Annotated in this window: 13 protein-coding genes and 4 tRNA genes; 1 reads left to right on the top strand and 16 read right to left on the bottom strand. The window is 55.4% G+C overall.

Annotated features, from left to right (window positions below):
* Positions 1 to 124 precede the first annotated feature (124 nt).
* From EGO56_RS04410 to tam, 10 genes are all read right to left on the bottom strand, one after another.
* Positions 125 to 201 (bottom strand) — tRNA-Arg (locus tag EGO56_RS04410).
* A gap of 85 nt (positions 202 to 286) precedes the next feature.
* A tRNA-Arg gene (locus EGO56_RS04405) sits at positions 287 to 363 on the bottom strand.
* Positions 364 to 575: 212 nt separating this feature from the next.
* A tRNA-Arg gene (locus EGO56_RS04400) sits at positions 576 to 652 on the bottom strand.
* Between the two features lie 8 nt (positions 653 to 660).
* Positions 661 to 753 (bottom strand) — tRNA-Ser (locus EGO56_RS04395).
* 282 nt (positions 754 to 1,035) lie between these two features.
* A complete protein-coding gene (gene csrA, locus EGO56_RS04390) occupies positions 1,036 to 1,221 on the bottom strand; it encodes a carbon storage regulator CsrA (protein ID WP_008927091.1) in 186 nt (61 codons plus the stop codon).
* A gap of 250 nt (positions 1,222 to 1,471) precedes the next feature.
* Positions 1,472 to 4,099, bottom strand: a complete 2,628-nt coding sequence (gene alaS / locus EGO56_RS04385) for an alanine--tRNA ligase (protein WP_135907799.1) — start codon at positions 4,097 to 4,099, stop codon at positions 1,472 to 1,474.
* Positions 4,100 to 4,232: 133 nt separating this feature from the next.
* Positions 4,233 to 4,751: a regulatory protein RecX gene (locus EGO56_RS04380; RefSeq protein WP_135907798.1), complete on the bottom strand. Its 519-nt coding sequence runs from the start codon at positions 4,749 to 4,751 to the stop codon at positions 4,233 to 4,235.
* A 121-nt stretch (positions 4,752 to 4,872) separates the two neighbouring features.
* On the bottom strand, positions 4,873 to 5,943 hold the full coding sequence (gene recA, locus EGO56_RS04375; protein WP_013358828.1) for a recombinase RecA: 1,071 nt from the start codon (positions 5,941 to 5,943) through the stop codon (positions 4,873 to 4,875).
* 95 nt (positions 5,944 to 6,038) lie between these two features.
* Positions 6,039 to 6,533: a nicotinamide-nucleotide amidase gene (pncC, locus tag EGO56_RS04370; RefSeq protein ID WP_135907797.1), complete on the bottom strand. Its 495-nt coding sequence runs from the start codon at positions 6,531 to 6,533 to the stop codon at positions 6,039 to 6,041.
* A gap of 105 nt (positions 6,534 to 6,638) precedes the next feature.
* Positions 6,639 to 7,415: a trans-aconitate 2-methyltransferase gene (gene tam / locus EGO56_RS04365; RefSeq protein ID WP_135910521.1), complete on the bottom strand. Its 777-nt coding sequence runs from the start codon at positions 7,413 to 7,415 to the stop codon at positions 6,639 to 6,641.
* 165 nt (positions 7,416 to 7,580) lie between these two features.
* On the opposite strand from tam, the gene EGO56_RS04360 reads away from it, so the two are divergent.
* Positions 7,581 to 8,468 carry a dihydrodipicolinate synthase family protein gene (locus tag EGO56_RS04360; protein WP_135907796.1) on the top strand — a complete coding sequence of 296 codons (888 nt, stop codon included), beginning with the start codon at positions 7,581 to 7,583 and terminating at the stop codon, positions 8,466 to 8,468.
* A 33-nt stretch (positions 8,469 to 8,501) separates the two neighbouring features.
* On the opposite strand, the gene EGO56_RS04355 is transcribed toward EGO56_RS04360, so the two are convergent.
* The 6 genes from EGO56_RS04355 to EGO56_RS04330 form a co-directional block, all read right to left on the bottom strand.
* Positions 8,502 to 8,837 carry a zinc ribbon domain-containing protein YjdM gene (locus tag EGO56_RS04355; protein ID WP_135907795.1) on the bottom strand — a complete coding sequence of 112 codons (336 nt, stop codon included), beginning with the start codon at positions 8,835 to 8,837 and terminating at the stop codon, positions 8,502 to 8,504.
* An 80-nt stretch (positions 8,838 to 8,917) separates the two neighbouring features.
* Complete coding sequence (mltB, locus tag EGO56_RS04350; RefSeq protein ID WP_135907794.1) at positions 8,918 to 10,000, bottom strand: lytic murein transglycosylase B; 1,083 nt, start codon at positions 9,998 to 10,000, stop codon at positions 8,918 to 8,920.
* Between the two features lie 149 nt (positions 10,001 to 10,149).
* The gene (narI, locus tag EGO56_RS04345; RefSeq protein ID WP_135907793.1) at positions 10,150 to 10,827 is read right to left on the bottom strand and encodes a respiratory nitrate reductase subunit gamma; all 678 of its coding nucleotides are present in this window, start codon (positions 10,825 to 10,827) and stop codon (positions 10,150 to 10,152) included.
* On the bottom strand, positions 10,824 to 11,552 hold the full coding sequence (gene narJ / locus EGO56_RS04340; RefSeq protein WP_135907792.1) for a nitrate reductase molybdenum cofactor assembly chaperone: 729 nt from the start codon (positions 11,550 to 11,552) through the stop codon (positions 10,824 to 10,826). The genes narI and narJ overlap by 4 nt, the downstream gene beginning before the upstream one ends.
* Positions 11,549 to 13,093, bottom strand: coding sequence for a nitrate reductase subunit beta (narH, locus tag EGO56_RS04335; protein WP_135907791.1), 1,545 nt, complete (start codon positions 13,091 to 13,093; stop codon positions 11,549 to 11,551). Before narH ends, narJ begins: the two co-directional genes overlap by 4 nt.
* Positions 13,090 to 16,851 carry a nitrate reductase subunit alpha gene (locus EGO56_RS04330; RefSeq protein ID WP_135907790.1) on the bottom strand — a complete coding sequence of 1,254 codons (3,762 nt, stop codon included), beginning with the start codon at positions 16,849 to 16,851 and terminating at the stop codon, positions 13,090 to 13,092. Before EGO56_RS04330 ends, narH begins: the two co-directional genes overlap by 4 nt.
* Positions 16,852 to 16,945 lie beyond the last annotated feature (94 nt).

Here is a 16,945-nt window from a genome sequence, read left to right as displayed (position 1 = left end):
AGGAGGATTACTCAGCTTGCGCTTCGCCCTGCGGGCCGTTGCTGAAGCAACGTTATCCTCCTTAGTGAGACCTGAACGCTATTCACGTCATGACACACTGAGGTATTAATCATATTGGAAGATATGGTGCATCCAGGAGGATTCGAACCTCCGACCGCTCGGTTCGTAGCCGAGTACTCTATCCAGCTGAGCTATGGATGCATTGGGGTCTATCTTTTGGGGTCTGTCTTTTGAGGTACAACTTTTTATGGACTTACAGAAACCAACCTGAGGATGTTACAAAGAATGGTGCATCCAGGAGGATTCGAACCTCCGACCGCTCGGTTCGTAGCCGAGTACTCTATCCAGCTGAGCTATGGATGCATAAATCTGATTCTTGTACAACGCAGGGTGCTAACTACTCACCATGAAAGGAATTGCTAATTCACTTTGTTTTTTCGATGGTGCATCCAGGAGGATTACTCAGCTTGCGCTTCGCCCTGCGGGCCGTTGCTGATGCAACGTTATCCTCCTTAGTGCGGCCTGAACGCTAATGCGTCATGTCACACCGAGGCACTTCTCCATATTCGAAAATATGGTGCATCCAGGAGGATTCGAACCTCCGACCGCTCGGTTCGTAGCCGAGTACTCTATCCAGCTGAGCTATGGATGCATCGAAAATGGCGGTGAGGGAGGGATTCGAACCCTCGATACAGCTTTTGACCGTATACTCCCTTAGCAGGGGAGCGCCTTCAGCCTCTCGGCCACCTCACCTTACGCTTTCTTTCGAACCGTGCGTCTGAACTTGTTTCTGCTCATCGGCACTGCGTGGCGCACATATTACTTTCCCGGACTTTTAAGTCAAACAATTTTTCCGAAACTTTGTTTGATTGAGCAAATCACACACAATTGGGACAAAATGGCGACAAAAAGAGTGAATTATCAACAATGAAAGATGATGTCGTTAACGAAACAGGGAAGAGAATGCAGAAAAGAAAAGGCAGGATTTTTACAGAAAGCGGTAGCGCCTCGCACAGGTGCGAGACGCTGAATCCGTTAAACGCTGGTTTGTTGCGTTTTTTCAGCCTGGATGCGTTGATAGATCTCTTCGCGATGCACAGACACTTCTTTCGGCGCGTTAACCCCTATACGAACCTGGTTACCCTTAACACCCAGCACTGTTACAGTTACCTCATCACCGATCATGAGGGTTTCACCAACTCGACGAGTTAGAATAAGCATTCTTTGCTCCTTGAAAGATTAAAAGAGTCGGGCTTGTACAGGCTCCCGGCATTATCCATCATTTAACGCTGCACATTGACTATGAGAAATACACCAATGCACATCGATGCGCCAATACATTCTGCTGATAGTTAGTTTAGCCGAAATACACTACATCAACCTGACTTTGTCATTTGTTGCTTTAGCATCGTATTAAAAAGCGCCGGAACCGGGGTTCTGACGCTTCAGACAATGCCTTGTTCTGTTTACATTACAGGCGGCTGTTAACCCAGCTCTCGACCCCTGCCAGAGCGCCTTTCAGCGCATCAGCATCAGTACCACCAGCTTGTGCCATATCAGGACGACCACCGCCCTTCCCGCCAACCTGCTGTGCCAGACCGGCAATCAACTCACCCGCTTTAACACGGTCAGTCAGATCTTTGGTCACACCCGCAATCAGCGACACCTTACCTTCAGCAACTGTCGCCAGCACAATAATCGCCGATCCCAGCTGATTCTTAAGATCATCAACCATGGTACGCAACATTTTAGGCTCGACGTTGTTGAGCTCACTGACCAGCAGTTTCACACCCTTAACGTCGATGGCATTGCTGCTCAGTGAGGCGCTCTCCTGCGCGGCCTGCTGATCGCGCAATTGCTGCAACTCTTTCTCGAGAGCACGCACGTGATCGACCAGACCTCGCACTTTCTCGTTCAGGTTGCTGCTGTTCGCTTTGACCAGCTGCGCAAGATCCTGCAGCTGGCTGCTCTGCGCATTGACCTGCGCCAGCGCGCCTTCACCGGTAATCGCTTCGATACGACGGATACCGGCTGCCGTTCCTGATTCAGCCTGAATACGGAACAGGCCGATATCACCGGTGCGCGCAGCATGCGTACCCCCGCACAGCTCAACCGAGAAATCACCCATGGTCAGAACGCGTACGCGCTGATCATATTTCTCGCCAAACAGTGCCATTGCACCCTTAGACTTCGCCGCTTCAAGATCCATCACTTCAGTCTCAACCGGCAGGTTGCGACGAATCTGCGCATTGACAATATCTTCGACCTGACGAATCTCCTGAGGTTTCATCGCTTCGAAATGCGAGAAGTCGAAACGCAGGTATTTGTCATTAACCAGCGAGCCTTTCTGCGCCACATGCTCACCTAAAACCTGACGCAATGCGGCATGCAATAAGTGGGTCGCAGAATGGTTAAGACGAATGCGCGCACGACGTGCCGCATCAACCTGTGCCTCAAGGCGATCTCCGATACGCAACTGCCCTGCGGTCAGCTTACCGACATGACCGATTGCCTGACCATATTTTTGTGTATCCTGGACGCTAAATTCAGCATTCTTCCCTTTCAGCAGACCGGTATCGCCGACCTGACCACCGGATTCGCCATAGAATGGGGTTTCGTCCAGCACGACTACGGCATCCTGACCTGCGGTCACTTCATCAACCGCCTCGCCCGCAACGTAGAGCGCTTTCACCGTGGCAGCCAAATCAAGCTGGTCGTAACCTTTGAAGGAAGAGGCGGCATCAATGCGGATAACGTTGCTGTAGTCAGCGCCAAAGCCACTTGCTTCACGTGCGCGCTGACGCTGCTGTTCCATCGCCTGCTCAAAGCCTGCTTCATCGATTTTCAGATTGCGTTCGCGGCAGACGTCAGCCGTTAAATCAGCCGGGAAGCCAAAGGTATCGTAAAGACGGAAGACGATTTCGCCATCCAGCGTGTCGCCCTGCAGTTTTTCCAGCTCTTCGTCCAGCAGCGCCAGTCCACGCTCCAGCGTTCTGGCAAACTGATCCTCTTCGCTTTTCAGCACCTGCTCAACCTGAGCCTGCTGGCGCTGTAACTCTTCGCCCGCAGCACCCATGACTTCAACCAGTGGCGCAACCAGCTTATAGAAGAAGGCCTCTTTGGCGCCCAGCATGTTGCCATGACGTACGGCACGACGAATGATACGACGCAGCACATAGCCACGGTTCTCATTCGACGGAATCACACCATCGGCAATCAGGAAAGCACAGGAGCGTATATGGTCGGCAATCACGCGCAGCGATTTATTGCTCAGATCGGTTGCGCCAGTAACCTGTGCCACAGCCTGAATCAGTTTCTGGAACAGGTCGATTTCATAGTTGGAATTGACGTGTTGCAGAACGGCAGAAATACGCTCAAGGCCCATTCCGGTATCAACCGACGGTTTTGGCAGCGGCAGCATAGTGCCGTCAGCCTGACGGTTGAACTGCATAAAGACGATGTTCCAGATCTCAATATAACGGTCACCATCTTCTTCCGGGCTGCCTGGCGGGCCACCCCAGATGTGATCGCCATGATCGTAGAAAATTTCACTGCATGGACCACAAGGACCGGTATCGCCCATCTGCCAGAAGTTATCTGACGCGTACGCGCTGCCCTTGTTGTCGCCGATGCGGATAATGCGCTCGCGTGGCACGCCGATTTCATCCGCCCAGATATTGTAGGCTTCATCATCGGTTTCATAGACCGTCACCCACAGACGCTCTTTCGGCAGGCTGAACCACTGCTCGCTCGTCAGCAGTTCCCAGGCAAAACCAATCGCCTCTCTCTTGAAGTAGTCACCAAAGCTGAAGTTACCCAGCATTTCAAAGAAGGTGTGGTGACGCGCGGTGTAGCCGACGTTTTCAAGATCGTTGTGTTTACCGCCTGCGCGAACGCAGCGCTGTGACGTGGTCGCACGTGTGTAATCACGTTTGTCCTGACCGAGGAACACATCTTTAAACTGGTTCATCCCGGCGTTGGTAAACAACAACGTTGGATCGTTATTCGGTACGAGGGAGCTGCTGGTTACAACCTCATGTCCCTTGCTATGAAAAAAGTCGAGAAACGCTTGACGGATCTCAGCAGTGCTCTTGCTCATAAATGTCCTGGAATCACGCTAACGAACGTTCCCTCTGATCGGCGCGGCCACATTCTCGTGGTGCCTGATTAGCGGAACAAAAAGTGGGAATAAGATAAATTTTCTTCAGTGGGAAGTAAAATTACATCGGCTTTTAGTCATCAAAATTTCTGAAAATAGACTGAATATCTTCGGTCTGAAAGCCCTTTGACTGCAGATAGCGTAGTACTTTCGCTTTCTCTTTCCACTCTGTGGGCAGCGGATGTCCGAATTTTCGTTCAGCCAGCTGTGCAGCGCAGGCTGCCCAGTCAACATCCGTATCTTCCATCGCAATATCAATAGCTTCACGATCGATGCCTTTCTGGGCCAGTTCAAGCCGTACGCGCTGCGACCCAAAACCTTTACGGCTTCGGCTCTGAATAAACCGATCGGTGAAACGCTCGTCATTTAACCAGCCGCTTTCCTGACACCAGTCCAGTACCTGCTCCAGCAGCGCTTCAGTGATAATTTCAGGCTCTTTTTTCTGCGCCCATGCGGCACGCTGAGCTGACTGTTGCAGCTTACGGGATAACTCTGCACGGCTGTGATCGCGCTGACCCAGAATGCGCATCGCACGGTCAAGCAGACGAGAATAAGAGACAACATTGGGTTGGGGCTGAGAGGATTCAGTCATACTGCGCACCTTCTACAAACAGAGGGAGATTATGGCGACAGAACAGGACAGAGGGAAGGCAGGAAAGGTATCAGGGGGGATAAAACAGCGGGAGTGGCTTTTGCCCCTCCCGCATCATAAATCAGAAGTCTTCGTTCGCTTCACTTGCCGCGTCTTCTTTCTCAGCAGACTTATCGGCTGCTGCGAGTTTCTCATCCGCGCCGTTGAGCAACATTTCACGCAACTTCAGATCAATTTCGTTTGCCACAGCAGCATTCTCTTTCAGGAAGTTGCCGGCATTCGATTTACCCTGACCAATCTTGTCGCCGTTGTAGCTGTACCATGCACCCGCTTTTTCAATCAGCTTGTGCTTCACGCCCAGGTCGACCAGCTCACCAAAGGTATTGATACCTTCGCCGTACATGATCTGGAACTCGGCCTGTTTAAATGGCGCAGCGATTTTGTTTTTCACTACCTTAACGCGGGTCTCACTGCCCACCACGTTATCGCCCTCTTTGATGGCACCGATACGGCGGATATCAAGACGGACAGACGCATAGAACTTCAGCGCGTTACCACCGGTAGTGGTTTCCGGGTTACCAAACATCACACCAATTTTCATACGGATCTGGTTGATGAAGATCAGCAGCGTATTGGACTGCTTCAGGTTACCGGCCAGTTTACGCATCGCCTGGCTCATCATACGTGCCGCGAGGCCCATATGTGAGTCACCGATTTCACCTTCGATTTCCGCTTTCGGCGTCAGCGCCGCAACGGAGTCGACGATGATGACATCAACGGCACCAGAGCGCGCCAGCGCATCACAGATTTCCAGCGCCTGCTCACCCGTGTCGGGCTGAGAACAGAGCAGGTTTTCAATATCTACGCCCAGTTTCTTGGCGTAAACCGGATCAAGCGCATGCTCAGCATCGATAAAGGCACAGGTTTTGCCTTTACGCTGTGCAGATGCGATAACCTGCAGGGTCAGCGTGGTTTTACCAGAAGACTCTGGTCCGTAGATCTCAACGATACGGCCCATTGGCAGACCGCCTGCGCCTAATGCGATATCCAGCGAGAGCGAACCGGTAGAGATGGTTTCCACATCCATTGAGCGGTCTTCACCCAAGCGCATGATGGAGCCTTTACCAAATTGTTTCTCAATCTGGCCCAGCGCGGCAGCTAAAGCCTTCTGTTTGTTTTCATCAATCGCCATTTCAACTCCTAATCAAGCCGGGTAAACACGCACTCAGGGTGCCTGCACTCTTTCTGTTGCCGACAATTATACTGTATAGTCATACAGTATCAAGTTTAATTTGTCAGAAATTCGCCATACAGTTTCTGCAGGGCCCATGCCACCGACTGGCGGCGGACGGCATCACGATCGCCGATAAAATGCTGCTGAAAAGTCAATACGTTATCCTGCGGCCCGGCAAAGCCAAACCACACCGTGCCGACCGGTTTTTCTTTACTGCCGCCATCCGGGCCGGCAATGCCGCTGACGGAGATCGCGTAGTCAGCATGGGCTGCCTTGCGGGCACCCAGCGCCATCTCACGCACCACCGCATCACTCACCGCGCCATACTGCGCCAGCGAGTCGGCCTTAACATCCACCAGCTGCTGTTTCGCCTCATTACTGTAGGTGACAAAACCGCGTTCGAACCAGGCGGAGCTGCCGCTGATATCGGTAAAGACTTTGGCAATCCAGCCGCCGGTGCACGATTCCGCACAGGTTACGGTGGCATTACGCTGCTTCAGCTTCTCACCTATCTGCGCGCTTAACGCCTGCAATTGCTGATCGTCCATTTCAACTCTCCCTTTGGTCGTGGGTTGAAGGTGGTGCAGAAAAACCACTTTTTCAAGGGCTCTTATCATTATTGCCCTGATTTTGCGGCCTGCTTTCCAGCGCCCTCACCTTTTTTTCACTGCAACCATAAAAATTCGCGGGAAGGCGAGCAGAACCTGACCATCGGCCTGAGCCGGATAAGCAGTAAGTAAGCGCTGATGATAATCAGACAGAAAAGCCGTCTGTTCAGACTCATTCAGCATCGCCAGGAAAGGCCGTAAGCCGGTCGCCTGCAGCCAGCTGATAATCGCCTGTGCGTCGGCCATCACGTGATAATAAGTGGTTCGCCAGATATCCACCTCACAGCCGGCCTGCGTTAGCAGATCGTAGTACTCGCCTGTGGAAAGCAGCTGTGTACGTTCAGCGGCACTGGCATTAATGCGTGACGACCAGCGATCGGTAGCCGCCACCTCGCGCATCAGCTGGTGCGACGGCTCACTGAGATTATCAGGCATCTGGATCGCCAGCACGCCATCGGGTGCCAGCTGACTGACCAGATGAGGAAACAGCGTGACGTGATTATCCAGCCATTGCAGAGACGCGTTGGCATAAATCACCTGCTGCGGCGCATCCGCCTGCCATGTGCGGATATCGGCCTGGACAAAACGGCAGTGCGGCAGACGTTCACGGGCCTGAGTTAGCATCGTCGCTGAACTGTCGAGTCCGGTGATCTGCGCCAGCGGCCAGGCATCGGCGAGCAGCTCGGTGCTGTTGCCGGGTCCGCAGCCCAGATCGGTCACCTGATCAACCTGTTCCAGGCTGATACGCGCAAGCAGCTCGCGGGCCGGACGGGTTCGTTCCGCTTCAAATTTGCGATACAGCACGGGATCCCACTCTTTCATCATCACCTCTCGCTCAGTTGTCAGAAGCATCCGCTTACTGAGACGAACGAAAAACGAAAAAGTGCGACCCGTTGCTCACTTTTGAATCATGCGCTGGCTGAGACTGACTGGAGCCATTAAGTTAAAACAGTGTTTCATTTTTAACATTTGCTTCAGGAGTCAGCTATGCGTGAAAAATCGGCCTTTGCCGGTGTCTGGTGCCCTACCGTCACCCCGTTCAATGCGCAGGGCGGCCTTGATATCGACGCGCTCGGGCGACACTTCTGCCGCCTTAATGATTCCGGTATCGACACTCTGCTGGTAATGGGCAGCATTGGCGAGTTTGCGTCACTGACGCAGCAGGAACGTTTACAGCTGATTCAGGAAGCCAGGCCCCTGTCACCGCTGAAGATGGTAGCGAACGTCTCGGCGACCTGCGTGCCTGATATGCTGGCGCTGGCCGAAGCCGCGTGGAAAAACGATTTTGATGCGGTAATGGTCCTGCCGCCCTACTATTACGGCCAGACGCAACAGCAGCTGATGCACTGCTTCGAAGCACTCGACGCGCAACTGGGTGGCAAGTGGTTTGCCTACAACTTCCCGGCTCGCACCGGCTGCGATCTGACGCCCGCGCTGATCGCCGCTCTGGCGGCAAAACTGCGCAACTTTATCGGTATCAAAGATACGGTGGATTGCCTGTCGCATAACCGGGCGATGATCGAAGAGACCCGCAAGGTGCGCACTGATTTTGCCGTGCTGTCGGGGTATGACGAATACCTGCTTCCCAATCTGCTGGCGGGGGGCGCCGGGGTGATTTCGGGCCTGAATAATATTGTGCCGGAGTACTTTGCAGAGATGATGGCGGCATGGCGAACGGGCAATCTGCCTGAGCTGACGCGTCTGCAGCAGCAGATCGGTCGGCTGATGGCGATTTACAGTATTGGCGATGATTTTGTGACGACGATTAAAACGGCCGTGGCGCGACGTTATGACTCAATGAGCAGTAACTCGCGTAATTACGGTGGTGCTCTGAACGCGGAACAGTGCGCCGCAATTGATCGGCTGTTCAGCTAAAAGAAAGGCGGGCGCATCCCTGCGCCCCGGATCTCAGTTCTTTTTCACAAACTCAGATTTTAGTTTCATCGGGCCAAAACCGTCGATTTTACAATCGATGTTGTGGTCACCTTCAACCAGGCGAATGCTTTTCACTTTGGTGCCAATCTTCAGCGATGAGGAGCTGCCCTTCACCTTAAGATCTTTGATCACCGTGACGCTGTCGCCATCGGCCAGCAGATTACCGTTGGCATCACGCACTTCCAGCGCTCCGTTGCTGCTGTCACCCTCTCCCTCGGTCCAGATATGACCGCAGGAGGGGCAGTTGAGGTTTTCGCCATCCTGCCATGTGTAATCGGCGTGACAGGCTGGGCAGGCAGGTAAAGACATAACGACTCCAGAGATATCAGTGGCTGTGTGGCCTGAAAAAGGGCGTCATCATATAACCTTACAGTTAACAAGGATAGTCTTTATAACAGGCCGCCCTGCCGTGCCTTGCTCACCGCCTCGCCCAACTGCCATACCGCCATCGCATAATGGGTACTGTGGTTGTAGCGGGTAATCACATAGAAATTGGGTAAGCCGTACCAGTACTGGTAGCTGGTGCCCAGGTCGAGGCGCAGCAGACTGACCTGATTGTTACCGTCCAGCGAGCCCTGTGGTGACAGGCCTGACGCCGCCAGCATGCTCACGCTATAACTGGTTTTGAAGCCATCTTCCAGCATCGGTGCCTGACCGCTGGCCGGAACCGCCACATTTTCACCGCTGCGCCAGCCATGCTTCTGGAAGTAGTGCGCCACGCTGCCGATCGCATCCACCGGATCCCACAGGTTTGCATGGCCGTCGCCATTGAAATCAACCGCGTAATCATTGTAAGAGGAAGGCATAAACTGGCCATAGCCCATCGCTCCGGCGAAAGAGCCTTTCAGCGCCAGCGGGTCATCCTGCTCTTTACGCGACATCAGCAGGAAGGTTTCCAGCTCGCTGCTGAAGTACGCCGCACGGCGCGGATAGTTAAACGATAAGGTTGCCAGCGCATCCAGAATCCGCGTTTTCCCCATCACGCGGCCCCAGCGGGTTTCCACGCCAATGATGCCGACAATGATCTCCGGCGGCACGCCATAGACCTGCTGCGCGCGTTGCAGCGCATCCTGATACTGGTTCCAGAACGCCACGCCGTTTTGCACGTTATCCGGCGTAATGAACTTGTTGCGATAGCGGATCCAGGCCCCGTTAGGGCCCGGCGCTGGCGTATAGCTCGGTGCCTGACGATCCATCAGCCGCAGCACATAATCCAGTCGCTTAGCCTGACCAATGATGTTGTGCAGTTGCTCACGGTCGAAGTCATGCTTCTCAACCATCTTCTCGATAAACTGCTCTGCGGCCGGGTTACCGGCAAAATCGCCGAACATCGCCTGTCCACTGTGCGACGGCTGCAGTAAAAAACCGCCCTGTGGCGCAGCCAGCATCTTCTGCTGGGTCGGAACGTCAGGTTTGCTGCTGCAGGAGGCCAGAAGCGGGATGAACGCAAGGAGGGCTAGCTTAAGACGCATCGGTTATCCATAAACGAGGGGTAAATTCAGATGCGGTAATAGTAGTCGTTCAGCGCATTGACATACAGTCCGGAATCTTAAAAAAACGTCAACGCAGCCGTGGATTAAAAAGGGCTGCGGGGCAGTATCTTCCCGCAGCCATTCCGGGGTTAGCGGCGATTTCTCACCAGCTGATAACGGCGGGTCAGATACTCAACCGGCGCACTCCAGATATGCACCAGACGGCAGAACGGGAACAGCAGGAACAGCGTCATGCCCAGTACCATATGCATGCGATAGATAAACGCGACGCCCTCAAGATGCTGCGATGCACCACCGTGGAAGGTCACCACCGCCTGCGCCCAGCCCACCAGCTTCATCATTTCACTGCCGTCCATATGCTGGGTGGAGAAAGGAATAGTCAGCAGACCCAGCGTGGCCTGAGCCACCAGCAGCGTCAGGATCAGAATGTCGCCGACGCTACTCGTTGCCCGCACCCGAGGATTGGTCAGACGGCGCTTCAGCAGCAGCGCGCCGCCCGCCAGCGTCAATGCACCAAACAGGCCACCGGCAATCATCGCCAGCTTCTGCTTCACGTCGATCGGCAGGAACGATTCATACATCCAGTGCGGGGTGAGCATCCCGACGATATGGCCGAAGAAGATCCCGATGATGCCGATGTGGAACAGGTTAGAGGCGAGCCGCATTCCTTTTTTGTCCAGCATCTGACTGGAACCGGCCCGCCAGCTGTACTGCCCGTAGTCATAGCGCAGCCAGCTCCCCACCAGAAAAACCGTTCCGGCCAGGTAGGGGTAAATATCGAAGAAGAAAGTGTTAATAAAATTCATGCTGATTCTCCTGTGGTGCGCGCCGTCGCCGCGGCGATATCCAGATACTGCGGCGCGACCGCATCGGCGAAACGACGCTGATGCATCGCCTGCTGCGCCGAGGCGCAGCCCTGTTCGCCGAGAAATTTAATCTGCTCCTCTTCCCAGACCGCATCGAGTGCGGCCGGGGTATCATCGCGCGCTTCCTGCGCCACCTGGGGCTTGAGGGCCGCAGGATCGACCGCGCTGCCGGACAGCGTCAGTAACACCGTGAACAGGTCAGCATAAGGGCTATGACGCTCTTCCAGCCGCGCGGCCAGCAACGCCAGGATCGGCACGATGTCGTCCAGCCCCTGACGCGCCGCCTCATCGCTTTTACAGGCGAGATATTCCAGGTAGAGCGGCAGATAATCGGGTAGCTCTTTGCTGTCCAGCTCCAGACCGTCGGCCCGATACTGTTCCAGCAGGTCGACCATCGCCTGACCGCGATCGCGGGACTCCCCGTGCACATGTTCAAACAGCAGCAGCGAGGTGGCGCGGCCGCGATCAAACAGTTCGCAGTAGTCAGCCTGCACGTCCAGCATTGGCCGGGTGCAAAGCTGATTGATAAAGCGCACCAGCCGTGCGCTCTGCTGCAGGTTGAGTTCGCTGGCCTCATCCAGCGCCGCGATCAGATCGGGATAGTGGGTAAACAGCGCCTCGTCCGGATAGTCCAGCAGGCGCGACACAACACGCAGCGTGATCATGAGGCATCCTCCGGACGCGTGGTTTTCCTGCTGACGTCAATGGCATCAATTCGGCGGCTGTTGAACAGGTTAAATTTGCTGTCGCTGCCGTGGCAGCCATCGCCAAAGCTGAAGCCACAGCCTTTGCTTTCCGGGAAGGCTTCACGCGCCAGTTCACGATGACTTGAAGGCACCACAAAACGATCTTCATAGTTGGCGATCGCCAGATAACGGTACATCTCCTGCGCCTGGGCTTCGGTCAGACCGACCTGCTCCAGCGCCCGGATATCATGCTCACCCTCCACGCTTTCTGCGCGCTTGTAATGGCGCATCGCCAGCATGCGTTTCAGTGCCAGCAGCACTGGCGCGGTGTCGCCTGCGGTCAGCAGGTTCGCCAGGTACTCCACCGGAATGCGCAGGCTTTCCACATCCGGCAGTACGCCGGTGTGCGCCAGCGCCCCGCCATCCACCGCCGACTGAATCGGTGACAGTGGCGGCACATACCAGACCATCGGCAGCGTGCGGTATTCAGGGTGAAGCGGCAGCGCCAGCTTCCACTCCATCGCCATTTTATAAACCGGTGAACGTTGCGCGGCGTCGATCACGCTCTGCGCGACGCCATCTTTCAGTGCCTGGGCGATCACGGCAGGATCGTGGGGATCAAGGAAGATATCCAGCTGGCGCTGATAGAGATCTTTCTCGTTTTCCGCTGCGGCCGCCTGTTCAATGCGGTCAGCGTCATAGAGCAGCACGCCGAGATAGCGGATGCGGCCGACGCAGGTTTCTGAGCAGACGGTGGGCTGGCCCGCTTCGATGCGCGGATAACAGAAAATGCATTTTTCTGATTTGCCGCTTTTCCAGTTGAAGTAGATCTTCTTGTACGGACAGCCGGTGAGGCACATCCGCCAGCCGCGACATTTATCCTGGTCGATCAGCACAATGCCATCTTCGCCGCGCTTGTAGATCGCGCCGCTTGGGCAAGTCGCCACACACGCCGGGTTGAGACAATGCTCACACAGGCGCGGCAGATACATCATGAAGGTGTGTTCAAACTGGCCGTAAATCTCCTTCTGGACGTTGTCGAAGTTCTTATCCTGTGAGCGTTTAGCAAACTCACCACCGAGGATCTCTTCCCAGTTCGGGCCGTTTTCGATCTTTTTCATCCGCTGACCGGTGATCAGGGAGCGCGGACGTGCAATCGGCTGATGTTTACTGGCAGGCGCGTTGTGCAGATGCTGATAATCGAAATCGAACGGCTCGTAGTAATCATCCAGTGCAGGCACATCCGGGTTGGCGAAGATCTTCGACAGCAGGCCGACGCGACTGCCCATACGCGGCTCCAGCTTGCCGTTGATCTTACGGATCCAGCCGCCCTTCCACTTCTGCTGATCTTCCCAGGCGTGCGGATAGCCGACGCCAGGCTTGCTTTCGACGTTATTAAACCAGGCGTACTCCATGCCCTCGCGGCTGGTCCAGACGTTTTTACAGGTCACCGAGCAGGTGTGGCAGCCGATACATTTGTCGAGGTTCAGCACCATGCCGACCTGTGAACGAATTTTCATGGTTTTACCTCCTGCTGGCTGCCCTGGCAGGCATCGTTGCCTTCCCCATCTAACCAGTTAACATTGTTCATTTTTCTCACCACCACGAACTCATCGCGGTTAGAGCCGACGGTGCCGTAGTAGTTAAAGCCCCAGGAGAGCTGGGCATAACCGCCGATCATATGGGTCGGTTTCGGGCAGGTTCGCGTTACGGAGTTATGGATGCCGCCGCGCTGGCTGGTGATTTCCGAACCGGGGATATTCACGATGCGTTCCTGTGCGTGGTACATCATGGTCATACCGGCCGGGATACGCTGGCTCACCACCGCACGCGCGGTCAGCGCACCATTGGCGTTGAACGCCTCGATCCAGTCGTTATCCACAATGCCCAGCTCGCGGGCGTCATCTTCACTCATCCAGACAATCGGGCCGCCGCGTGACAGCGTCAGCATCAGCAGGTTGTCGCTGTAGGTGGAGTGAATGCCCCACTTCTGATGTGGCGTCAGGAAGTTAAGCGCCTTCTCCGGATTACCGTTGGGCTTGCTGTTCAGCAACGGCTTCGCCGCGCGGGTATCGATAGGCGGACGATAGACCATCAGGCTCTCACCGAAGGCGCGCATCCACTCATGATCCTGATAGAGCTGCTGACGGCCGCTCAGGGTACGCCATGGGATCAGCTCATGAACGTTGGTGTAACAGGCGTTGTAGGAGACATGTTCATCTTCCAGACCTGACCAGGTTGGGCTGGAGATAATTTTGCGCGGCTGCGCCTGGATATCGCGGAAGCGGATCTTCTCATCTTCTTTGTTCAGTGCCAGATGCGTGTGATCACGGCCGGTAATCACGCCCAGCGCCTGCCAGGCTTTCACCGCCACCTGACCATTGGTTTCCGGTGCCAGCGCCAGGATCACTTCGGCTGCATCAATCGCCGTGTCAATATTTGGCCGTCCCGCTGCCGGGCCATCCGCTTTGACATAGTTAAGCTGTTTGAGGAAATCGACCTCTTTGCTGGTGTTCCAGCTGATCCCTTTGCCGCCGTTACCCAGGGTATCCAGCAACGGCCCCAGCGAGGTAAAGCGCTCCCAGGTCGCCGGATAGTCGCGTTCCACCACCATAATGTGTGGCGCGGTTTTGCCCGGAATCAGGTCGCACTCCCCTTTTTTCCAGTCTTTTGCTTCAAACGGCTGTGCCAGTTCGGCGGGCGAGTCATGCAACACCGGCAGCGTTACCACATCCGTTTCAACCCCTAAATGGCCAGGGCAGAGATCGGAAAAGGCTTTGGCGATGCCTTTGTAGATCTCCCAGTCACTTTTTGAGTCCCAGGCCGGATCGACAGCCGCCGAGAGTGGATGAATAAACGGATGCATATCCGAGGTATTCATATCGTCTTTTTCATACCAGGTGGCGGTTGGCAGCACAACGTCAGAGTAGAGACAGGTGCTCGACATGCGGAAGTCGAGTGTGACCACCAGATCCAGCTTGCCCTCAGCACCCTGATCCAGCCATTCCACTTCTTCAGGTTTCACGCGGCCCTGCTGACCTAAATCTTTCCCCTGAATGCCGTTTTCGGTGCCCAGCAGGTACTTCAGCATGTACTCATGCCCTTTACCTGAGGAACCGAGCAGATTGGAGCGCCAGACAAACAGGTTGCGCGGGAAGTTCTGCGGGTCGTCCGGCTGTTCAGCGGCAAACCGGATAGTGCCCTGCTTCAGGCTCTCCACGGTGTAGTCCAGCGGTGACTGACCGGCGGCTTTCGCCTGCGCGGCGATGTGCAGCGGGTTGACGTTAAGCTGCGGCGCGGAAGGCAACCAGCCCATGCGTTCGGAACGGACGTTAAGGTCGATCAGGCTGCCGCTGTAGCGGCTTTTGTCCGCCAGCGGTGACAGTAGTTCGCTGGTGGCCAGGGTTTCATAGCGCCACTGACTGGAGTGGTTGTAGAAGAAGGAGGTGCTGTTCATCTGGCGCGGCGGACGCTGCCAGTCCAGGCCAAAGGCCAGCGGTGTCCAGCCGGTCTGCGGACGAAGTTTCTCCTGACCGACATAGTGCGCCCAGCCCCCGCCGCTCTGACCCACGCAGCCGCAGAAAATCAGCATGTTCATCAGGCCACGGTAGTTCATGTCCATGTGATACCAGTGGTTCATGCCGGCACCGACGATGATCATTGAACGGCCACGGGTTTTTTCAGCGTTTTCGGCAAATTCGCGGGCAATGCGGATGATGTTCTGACGGGAAACACCCGTAATCTGCTCTGCCCAGGCCGGGCTGTAGGCTTTGATCTCGTCGTAGTTTTGCGCGCAGTTGGCATCGTCAAGACCACGATCCAGACCATAGTTCGCCAGCGTCAGATCGTAGACGCTGGTAACCAGCGCTTCACTGCCATCCGCCAGCTGCAGCCGTTTCACCGGCAGCTTGTGCAGCAGAATCTCATCCAGCGCGACGCTGTTAAAATGCTCGCGGGTGATGCCGCCAAAGTAAGGGAAACCGACCTCAACCACCTCATCGTGGCTGCCAAGCAGGCTGAGCTGCAGCTCCACTTCTTTTTGCGACAGGCCGTCGCGCTGCTCCAGGTTCCACTTGCCTTTTTCGCCCCAGCGGAAGCCGATAGAGCCCTGCGGGGCAATCAGTTCACCGGTCACCTGATCCAGCGCCACGGTTTTCCATTCCGGATTATTCTCCTGACCCAGGCCATCCACCAGATCGCTGGCGCGTAGCTGACGGCCTGCGGCGTAGTAACCGCCCTCGCGTGGCTCCAGCATGACCAGCATCGGCATATCGGTATAACGGCGTACGTAGTCACGGAAATAACCGACTTCGCGATCAAGGTGAAACTCTTTCAACATCACATGGCCCATCGCCAGCGCCATCGCGCTGTCGGTGCCCTGCTTCGGACTCAGCCAATGGTCGCACAGCTTAGCGACTTCGGCATAGTCCGGGGTGATCGCCACGGTTTTCGTCCCTTTATAGCGGACTTCCGTGAAGAAGTGCGCATCCGGGGTACGGGTCTGCGGCACGTTCGAGCCCCAGGCAATAATGTATGAGGAGTTGTACCAGTCGGCCGATTCCGGCACGTCGGTCTGCTCGCCCCAGGTCATCGGTGACGCAGGTGGCAGATCGCAATACCAGTCGTAAAAGCTCAGGCAGGTGCCGCCAATCAGTGACAGGTAACGTGCGCCCGCAGCGTAGGAGACCATCGACATCGCCGGAATCGGCGAGAATCCCATAATGCGGTCCGGGCCGTAGGTCTTCGCGGTGCAGATGTTCGCAGCAGCGATCATCTCATTCACTTCCTGCCAGCTTGAACGCACGAAACCACCGCGTCCACGCGCCTGCTTGTAGCTTTTGGCCTTTTCCGGATTGCTGATGATGGATGCCCAGGCCTCTACCGGATCGCTGTGCTGCGCTTTCGCATCGCGCCATAACTGAATCAGCTTCTTGCGCATCAGCGGATATTTCAGGCGGTTAGCGCTGTAGAGATACCAGGAGTAGCTGGCACCGCGTGGACAACCGCGCGGCTCATGGTTGGGCAGATCGGGACGGGTACGTGGATAGTCGGTCTGCTGGGTCTCCCAGGTGACCAGACCATTTTTGACGTAGATTTTCCAGCTGCAGGAGCCGGTACAGTTAACACCGTGGGTAGAGCGCACAACTTTATCGTGCTGCCAGCGGCTGCGGTAGCCATCTTCCCAGTCGCGGTTGCTGTTTAAGGTCTGCCCATGCTGGCCGGAAAAAGGCTCAGCCAGCTGTTTGAAATAACGAAATCGATCAAGAAACTTGCTCATCCGGAATACTCCTGAAGGCTTTGTATGACATTGCTGACTCTGCATCTGTCGCGACACAGAAAGTAAAATGGTGCCGGTGCGCCACACCGGCTTT

It is taken from the genome of Pantoea vagans (assembly GCF_004792415.1).
Taxonomy (GTDB): Bacteria; Pseudomonadota; Gammaproteobacteria; order Enterobacterales; family Enterobacteriaceae; genus Pantoea; species Pantoea vagans.
The sequence above is the reverse complement of the archived record's forward strand: the minus strand, read 5'-3'. Positions and strand labels throughout refer to the sequence as shown.

Coding starts and splice junctions, on each gene's coding strand:
- tam (WP_135910521.1), bottom strand. CDS start 7,415: ATGAAAGAGTGGGATCCCGTGCTGTATCGCAAATTTGAAGCGGAACGA.
- pncC (WP_135907797.1), bottom strand. CDS start 6,533: ATGGACGATCAGCAATTGCAGGCGTTAAGCGCGCAGATAGGTGAGAAG.
- EGO56_RS04380 (WP_135907798.1), bottom strand. CDS start 4,751: ATGACTGAATCCTCTCAGCCCCAACCCAATGTTGTCTCTTATTCTCGT.
- EGO56_RS04330 (WP_135907790.1), bottom strand. CDS start 16,851: ATGAGCAAGTTTCTTGATCGATTTCGTTATTTCAAACAGCTGGCTGAG.
- alaS (WP_135907799.1), bottom strand. CDS start 4,099: ATGAGCAAGAGCACTGCTGAGATCCGTCAAGCGTTTCTCGACTTTTTT.
- narJ (WP_135907792.1), bottom strand. CDS start 11,552: ATGATCACGCTGCGTGTTGTGTCGCGCCTGCTGGACTATCCGGACGAG.
- narH (WP_135907791.1), bottom strand. CDS start 13,093: ATGAAAATTCGTTCACAGGTCGGCATGGTGCTGAACCTCGACAAATGT.
- mltB (WP_135907794.1), bottom strand. CDS start 10,000: ATGCGTCTTAAGCTAGCCCTCCTTGCGTTCATCCCGCTTCTGGCCTCC.
- EGO56_RS04355 (WP_135907795.1), bottom strand. CDS start 8,837: ATGTCTTTACCTGCCTGCCCAGCCTGTCACGCCGATTACACATGGCAG.
- csrA (WP_008927091.1), bottom strand. CDS start 1,221: ATGCTTATTCTAACTCGTCGAGTTGGTGAAACCCTCATGATCGGTGAT.
- EGO56_RS04360 (WP_135907796.1), top strand. CDS start 7,581: ATGCGTGAAAAATCGGCCTTTGCCGGTGTCTGGTGCCCTACCGTCACC.
- narI (WP_135907793.1), bottom strand. CDS start 10,827: ATGAATTTTATTAACACTTTCTTCTTCGATATTTACCCCTACCTGGCC.
- recA (WP_013358828.1), bottom strand. CDS start 5,943: ATGGCGATTGATGAAAACAAACAGAAGGCTTTAGCTGCCGCGCTGGGC.